Origin of the sequence: Anabaena catenula FACHB-362, assembly GCF_014698735.1 — a bacterium.
In the GTDB taxonomy this organism is placed as follows: domain Bacteria; phylum Cyanobacteriota; class Cyanobacteriia; order Cyanobacteriales; family Nostocaceae; genus Anabaena; species Anabaena variabilis_A.
Window position 1 is genome coordinate 1 of record NZ_JACJTQ010000089.1, and the last position, 7,173, is coordinate 7,173.

The 7,173-nt window shown below is 35.7% G+C and carries 9 protein-coding genes and 3 pseudogenes; all 12 read left to right on the forward strand.

The annotated features are described in order from the left end of the window. The first annotated feature begins 92 nt into the window (after nucleotides 1-92). Nucleotides 93-713: an MvdC/MvdD family ATP grasp protein gene (locus H6G68_RS26290; RefSeq protein WP_190909277.1), complete on the forward strand. Its 621-nt coding sequence runs from the start codon at nucleotides 93-95 to the stop codon at nucleotides 711-713. Nucleotides 714-721: 8 nt separating this feature from the next. Beyond that, nucleotides 722-1,405 carry a hypothetical protein gene (locus tag H6G68_RS26295; protein ID WP_190909278.1) on the forward strand — a complete coding sequence of 228 codons (684 nt, stop codon included), beginning with the start codon at nucleotides 722-724 and terminating at the stop codon, nucleotides 1,403-1,405. Nucleotides 1,406-1,524: 119 nt separating this feature from the next. Continuing rightward, complete coding sequence (locus H6G68_RS26300) at nucleotides 1,525-1,773, forward strand: hypothetical protein (protein ID WP_190909279.1); 249 nt, start codon at nucleotides 1,525-1,527, stop codon at nucleotides 1,771-1,773. Continuing rightward, nucleotides 1,760-2,206: an HNH endonuclease gene (locus tag H6G68_RS26305; RefSeq protein ID WP_190909280.1), complete on the forward strand. Its 447-nt coding sequence runs from the start codon at nucleotides 1,760-1,762 to the stop codon at nucleotides 2,204-2,206. The genes H6G68_RS26300 and H6G68_RS26305 overlap by 14 nt, the downstream gene beginning before the upstream one ends. A gap of 21 nt (nucleotides 2,207-2,227) precedes the next feature. Next, the gene (locus tag H6G68_RS26310; protein ID WP_190909281.1) at nucleotides 2,228-3,343 is read left to right on the forward strand and encodes an AAA family ATPase; all 1,116 of its coding nucleotides are present in this window, start codon (nucleotides 2,228-2,230) and stop codon (nucleotides 3,341-3,343) included. Nucleotides 3,344-3,347: 4 nt separating this feature from the next. Continuing rightward, nucleotides 3,348-3,677 (forward strand): hypothetical protein, encoded by a 330-nt coding sequence (locus tag H6G68_RS27480; protein ID WP_242045407.1) that lies wholly within the window; start codon nucleotides 3,348-3,350, stop codon nucleotides 3,675-3,677. Next, entirely contained in the window at nucleotides 3,613-4,125 is a 513-nt protein-coding gene (locus H6G68_RS26315) for a hypothetical protein (RefSeq protein ID WP_242045408.1), read from the forward strand. The genes H6G68_RS27480 and H6G68_RS26315 overlap by 65 nt, the downstream gene beginning before the upstream one ends. 132 nt (nucleotides 4,126-4,257) lie before the next feature. After that, on the forward strand, nucleotides 4,258-4,554 hold the full coding sequence (locus tag H6G68_RS26320) for a hypothetical protein (RefSeq protein ID WP_190909282.1): 297 nt from the start codon (nucleotides 4,258-4,260) through the stop codon (nucleotides 4,552-4,554). Between the two features lie 20 nt (nucleotides 4,555-4,574). After that, nucleotides 4,575-4,703: pseudogene (locus tag H6G68_RS26325) on the forward strand (Uma2 family endonuclease); the annotation flags it as partial. A gap of 77 nt (nucleotides 4,704-4,780) precedes the next feature. Continuing rightward, on the forward strand, nucleotides 4,781-5,359 hold the full coding sequence (locus H6G68_RS26330; protein WP_190909283.1) for a hypothetical protein: 579 nt from the start codon (nucleotides 4,781-4,783) through the stop codon (nucleotides 5,357-5,359). 148 nt (nucleotides 5,360-5,507) lie between these two features. Next, nucleotides 5,508-5,861: pseudogene (locus tag H6G68_RS27960) on the forward strand (PAS domain-containing protein); the annotation flags it as partial. Nucleotides 5,862-5,876: 15 nt separating this feature from the next. Continuing rightward, nucleotides 5,877-6,788 (forward strand): annotated as a pseudogene (locus tag H6G68_RS26335) (sensor histidine kinase); the annotation flags it as partial. Between the last annotated feature and the right edge of the window lie 385 nt (nucleotides 6,789-7,173).

Consider the following 7,173-nt stretch of genomic DNA (forward strand, 5'->3'; position numbering starts at 1 on the left):
TTTCATTAGATAGGTCTTATTGACAATAACTGACCTATTTTTTTTTACCATAAATCGTTGCATTCTTTACACCGTCTTGTTCTCAGCCTTGTTTGTCGCCCCGTCAGCTAGAACAATTAAGTCGTGCGGAGAGATTAGGGCTTACAATTCCCAAAACTTTAGTTACTCAGTCTTTTGAAGAAGTTATAAATTTTTGGAAAGAATGTAAAGAAAAATTGATTGTTAAACCAATCTCTCATGGATATATTGAAAGAGAAAATTTTCAGGAAGATACATTGATTTTCACAAATCAAGTTACTTTAAATCAACTGAATGAAAATCAAGAACTTTTTTATTTATGCCCAACTCTGTTTCAGGAAAAAGAGGAAAAAATATATGATATCAGAGTTAATGTAATAGATGAAATAATCATTGCTGTTGCAATTTATTCTTCTGAGCAAAATAAGTTGCAAGCTACAGATATACGAAGAAATAATATGCTAAATGTTCGATATGAGGTTGTAACTTTACCGCTAACCGTAAAAGATAAAATTTTAGAACTTTGTCGGTCTTATGGGTTAAGATTTGCAGCTATTGATATGGCATTAACTAAAGATTATAAATATGTTTTCTTTGAAGTTAATGCAAATGGTCAATGGGCTTGGTTGGACTTAGCGGGAGTAACGGATATAGCAAGCTCATTATTAAAATCGATGCAAATAGATTTATCATAGATTTAAATATGAATCCTTCTATCTATACCACATGGTTACTAATGCGGCTTTCCTGGATTGAATGCACTTGTTCTGAAGTTCAACAAAGACAATATCAATCTAAAGAAGAGCTTGTTCTTCCTTCTGAAAAAATAGATATTTCTGATGTTAAAATTGATTTTCTTAAAGATAAAACTAAAGAGGTAAAAGATAGACGAGACGGAGTAGATACTAAAGCACGCACTTTACTAAGTTTGACTTCTCTGTTACTGGGCGTAATTTCCAGTGCTACTAGTATTGCATCTGCAAATAGTATAGGTATTTTGTCAATTTTGCCTCTTACTTTATTATTTTTTACCATTTTTTTACTAACTGTATATTTTGGAATTGATCGAAGTCAGACTACTGACTATAGTTATATATTTTCAGATTCAGAATCATTTAACAAAATGCTATGTAATGATTTGCTTTCCGCACAAGACTACAATGAGCGTGTAACAAATTTTATGCTAGACCTGTATCGTTCTGCACTGCGCTATTTTACTCTTGCAATGCTCTGTATCATGGTTTTTGGAATTTGGAATGTTATATCTATCGACAGTAGCCAGATAGTCAATAAAGATAGGATTAAAAATTTTATCAAGCAAGAAATTGTTGATTTTCAAAAATCATTAAATGAAAGCCAAACTGCTGATGTATTACCCAAAGGTTAAAAGGTTTCTCCCTGTTTATTGCCTCAGTAGAAGAAATGTCGCACTCTTCCCAAACCCCAAAGAGCGATCGCACCTAAATATCCAATGATAAAATCAAGAAAACTAAAGATAATCCACCAATGACAACTACACTGGTTAAACCCTCCCAATTACTACCTGATGGAATCTGCATTCAACACATCAACAACCTCATGCTATTCAAATTTACCGATAAGCTAGGTGAACGGATGCAAGAACTCCTTGATAAAAACAAATTAAATACCCTCACCCCAGAGGAAGCAATAGAATTAGAGGCTATAGGGGAACTTGACGACATCTTCAGTTATATTAACGCTGCTGTTGCTGCTCAAGACCATGCCCATTCCTAAAACTCTTTATCAGCAGGTCAGACAACGCGCTCAATGTCGCTGCGAATACTGTCACTACCCTGAACTTCTCAGCACAGCACCTCTTTCTATTGACCATTTGCAACCTCAATCTCTGGGAGGTACGGATAATCTCGATAATCTTGCTCTGGCCTGTCGTCGTTGCAACGAAAGACGCTATAACTTCACTACGGGTATTGATCCTGATACGGGAAAAGAAACTCCCTTGTTTAATCCCCGTCAGCAAATCTGGTCTGAACACTTCATCTGGACATCTGACGGCTTATGTATTATTGGTATTACTCCCACGGGACGAGCAACCTGTGAACGTCTTGATCTAAATGATGAACGTCGTGGAGAAAAATTCATTCAGAAATCTCGACAAAGATGGGTTGAAAGCGGACTACATCCTCCTGAAAATGATCCACAAGAATGATGAAAAAATAAAAATAAGAATATGCTAGAAAAACTAATACTTCATAATTTTAAAAGCCATAAATCTACAGAACTCAATTTCGATAATTCCCGATTGCATGGAATTGTAGGAAAAAATAGTGCCGGTAAAACAACCGTCCTCCAAGCATTGTATAATCTAAGTAAACTATCTGGTTCATCATTTGAAAAAATCTTTAAAGATGAAAATTTACCTCAATTCATTACCAGCATTGGGGAAAAATATATGTCTGTGACTGCGATTAGTTGTTGGGACAATGAGAATAAAAACAATTGGGAAGTCTCTTATAGTTGGGAAAACAAAAGTACTAATAATTGGACTGCAACAGTATCATGGAATTTAGATGGAAATAAAAATAGTTGGACAAATGAAGAAATATATGGTTCATATCCATCCTTACCTATTTTTTTTCAACCTACTGTTTACCTAAAATTAGTTGCAAGTAATCTTGCCAAAGCAGCTTACAGTGAAGAAATTACACCGAGAGTTGAGTTTGATGGTTCATTATTAGCACCTACTTTAGATTTTTTACGTGATGAATCTCCAGATAAATTTCAATTAATAGAAGAAAAACTGAGTCGAATTGTCCCAAATGTCCGCAAAGTTGGCATCAAGCGAGCAAAAGTTCCTGTTATTCGCAAACGTTTAATCGAAGTTGATGGTAAATCTATTTCCTATGAAGAAACTCAGGAAATGACAGGTCAAGAAGTTATATTAGACATGAATACAGGTGAACGTATTCCCGCCCATGCAATTAGCGAAGGAACAATGTTAACTTTAGGATTATTAACTGTATTAATGAATCCTAATCAACCTAATTTAGTTTTATTAGATGATGTGGAACAGGGACTTCATCCTAAAGCACAACGTGAGTTAATGACCGTTTTCAAAGAAATCATTGCCGAAAATCCCAACCTGCAAATTATTTTTTCTACTCATTCCCCTTATATTATTGATGCACTTGCTCCTTCTCAAGTCCACATATTAAATAACAGTAAATCAGGTTTCACAATGTCCAAACGTTTGGATGAACATCCTGATGTAGAATGGGCAAAAGAAACTTTAACAACTGGTGAATTTTGGGATGCTGAAGGTGAAGATTGGGTGGTAGAAGGATAAGTCAGTGATTGAGTTTATTGTCATAGTTGAAAGTGGTGCAGATGCCAGAACAGCGACTAAATTAGCCGAGCGAGTTTTAAAGGAAAAATTCGATTGGTTAGATGATGATATTCTGCAACATTGTTTTCAGTGGACTGGTTTAGAGGAAGGAAAAGAATATTCATGTTGGAGAGACATTATCAAAATTATTGATGATGCAAAATCACAAATAAAATATAAACCTTCCAGATTTTTAGGACATGATAGTAAGGGTGTACCCTTGAAAGCTGATGGAGCAGCATCTATCAAGATTCTTAATTTGGTACGGTTTCTGCAAAAAAAACCGACAGATTAAAGCTGTTTTATTTATCCGTGATTTAGATAATCAACCAGAACGTAAAGAAGGAATTGAACAAGCACGTTTAGAACATTTTAATAAAACGCCGAAATTAGAAATTATCATTGGTGCGGCTGATCCAAAACGTGAAGCATGGGTTTTAAATGGGTTTATTCCATTTAATCAACAAGAGGAACAAATTCTAGAAGAAATCAAAAATAAATTGAGTTTTGATCCTTCCCTAGAGTCACACAGATTACGTGCTACTTCTGAGAAAGAACCTGAACGAATAAGAAATGTAAAAGTAGTAGTTGAACAACTTACAGGAAATGATATGGAACGGGAAAAGCAATGTTGGGAAGATACAAATTTAAAACATCTACGAGAAAGAGGTGTGGATACGGGTTTGACGAATTATATGTGTGAAGTTGAGGAACGATTAGCTGCAATTATTTTACCTGAGTGAAAACTATTATAGATGGGAGAGCGATCGCTTGATATCGCCTAATACTAGTAAATGATAGTCAATCTCCGTATATATTGCAACAATATTACAATTAAGTGCTACACTGTAAGCGATCGCATTTTCATCAAAATCATGGCAGACATATCCTTTACTGACAAAAGCAAAATCGTCGAAATCATCAACACATCCAGCCGCTTGAAGTATCTTATAGTGTTTACCTATAAAATTCCTCTAGAAGATATCGTCTCTGTGCGAGTAGATGGCTATAACTTCAAAATTGATGTGAACACAGAGACAGAAATGTTTCGATTTAAAGCTAAAGGTGTAGACAGCGTAATTATGAAAAATATCGAATTAGGAATTTTACAATTAACCTTTGATCCTGCATTAGCCCAAGGAATTTATAACATTGTTGATGAGTACGCGTAGTAAAATTTTATAGGTGCGATCGGGGAGAAGGAAGAATGTGGCTTTACTATCCCTATAGTACTGAAGACATCATCACCTTCTCAAGTATTGAATTTGAGTTTCCGATTGAACTACTATATGAAGGTGTTGGATTTGAAGCCGAAGAATAAAAGCAAATTTTGCAAATTCTGTAAATTATCACCAATAAATGGAACTGTAAATTAAAATTTAGGAGCTTATTTTAATTATGGCAAAGCGTAAGAAAAGCAATCTCCAGTGGATTAAAGAAACCCTAGACTTAAAACCGGATCATCACTGGGAAGGGCCTGATGGTTATAAGATTTTTGTAGCCGGGAGGGGGGCTGTTCGCTTCAATGTTCCCCAAAGTTGGGTGTTTGAGCCAAAAGAAAAATCGTTTAAGTTTATGGATAAAAAACCTCCCAAGGATGATTGTTGTTTAGAAGTGTCTTATAATCACCTACCATCAAACGACTGGACTCTGTTTCCCCTCAAATCCACTTTGAAGAAAGTGATGGAAAATGACAGTCGTGATGTCATTGAAAGAGGAGAAGTGATTACAGTTAAGCGGCAAACTGCCCGAATTATGTGGTGTGAGATTAAGTTTATTGATACCCAAGCAGAACCACGGGAAGCCTTTTCACGGACTTGTGTTGGTTTAGGCTCAAATATTCAGTGTTTAATTACCTTTGATTACTGGGCAGATCAAGCAGAGCAATTAATACCTGTTTGGGATGAAGTCATGCGATCGCTCACACTAGGATTATATATCAGAGATCCGCGTACTGGTTTAGCCTTCCCTGATTGAACAAGGATCACAATTTTTGGGGTAAAAAAGCACTTTTTTCTTCTTAATTCCATATATCCTACACCCCAAAGCCAGTACAATGATGTACGCTTAACGAGCGTGCCATTTAAGTGTGCGGCTTTGGACAATTCAACGGAAAACCAAAATCATGAATTCAGAAGCAGGAGACATTAACAAGCACCAGACAACAGAAGAAGCTCTAAAAGATTCTCAAACCGAACTACTAGCACTGTTTAATGCTATTGAGGATGTAATTCTGGTTGTAAGTGCTGAGGGCAAATATTTAAAAGTTGCTCCTAGTAGCGCTCCCTCACTATATAAACCTCCTGCGGAAATATTGGGTAAGACTGTACAAGAAGTTTTCCCTCCAGCTTTTGCTGATTATTTTCTGCACCACATGAAACAGACACTTACTACCAAGAAAACTGTAAAAATAGAATATAGCTTACCCATTAGTGATCAGGAAGTTTGGTTTGAAGCTAGTATTGCAGCTATGGGAGAAGATAGTGTGGTTATAGTAGCGAGAGATATTAATGATCGCAAACTTATGGAGAGACAACTACGTCAACAAGCGCAAGATTTAGAACAAACCCTTCAAGAACTTAAACGTACCCAATCCCAGATGATTCATTCAGAAAAAATGTCAAGTCTGGGACAATTAGTAGCAGGAATAGCTCACGAAATCAACAACCCTGTAAATTTTATTCACGGTAATATCAATCCTCTCCACGAATATATTCAAAACCTTTTTCAATTAATTGAATTATATCAAGAATACGATTTTGGTCATCACCCAGAAATTCAGAAATTTATCAATAAGATTGATTTGGAATCTATCAAAGAAGATTTACCAAAAACTCTTAATTCTATGAATGTTGGTACTCAGCGGATTCGCCAAATTGTTTTATCTCTGCGAACTTTCTCTCGCATGGATGAAGCCAAGTTTAAAAAAGTGGATATTCACGAAGGCATTAATAGCACATTAATGCTTTTAAAGCATAGTCTCCAGGAAATTGAAGTTATTACAAACTATGGTGACTTACCTTTAGTAAAATGCTACGCTGGAGAACTTAATCAGGTATTTATGAATATTTTAGTTAATGCTATTGATGCTATAGAACAACGAAATTATCAACTAAAATTACCAGAAATTCAAGCAAATCCTGGACGGATTCAGGTGTGGACTAAGATAGTTGATTCTCAGTGGATAGAAATTGCGATCGCTGACAACGGGATAGGAATGACTGAGCAAGTTAAAAAACAGATGTTTAATCCATTCTTCACCACCAAACCTGTGGGTAAAGGAACGGGTTTAGGAATGTCTATCAGTTATCAAATCATCAGCGAAAGACATGGTGGTAAACTACAATGTTACTCAACTCCCGGTAAAGGTGCAAAGTTTGTAATTCAAATTCCCATCTATCAATAAAATGGGAATAAGCGTTACTCCCATTTTGAGCTTATTTATCAACAAATGCTGGTAATCTCTCGTGGTTACACAGCATATTTGCACAAACACGGGAATTATAACAAATTTGCCGGACATGATATAAAAGCTGCTTGATACTTGATTTTTGATGAAAATTTTGTACTTCATTTACCTGCAATCTGCTATCCTTGAAAAGAAAGATGCCGATATGTTAGGAGCGATCGCAGGTGACCTTATTGGGATAAATGTAACTTATATGCAATATCATTATATTTTAGCTGACGGGGCGACAAACAAGGCTGAGAACAAGACGGTGTAAAGAATGCAACGATTTATGGTAAAAAAAAATAGGTCAGTTATTGTCAATAAGACCTATCTAATGAAA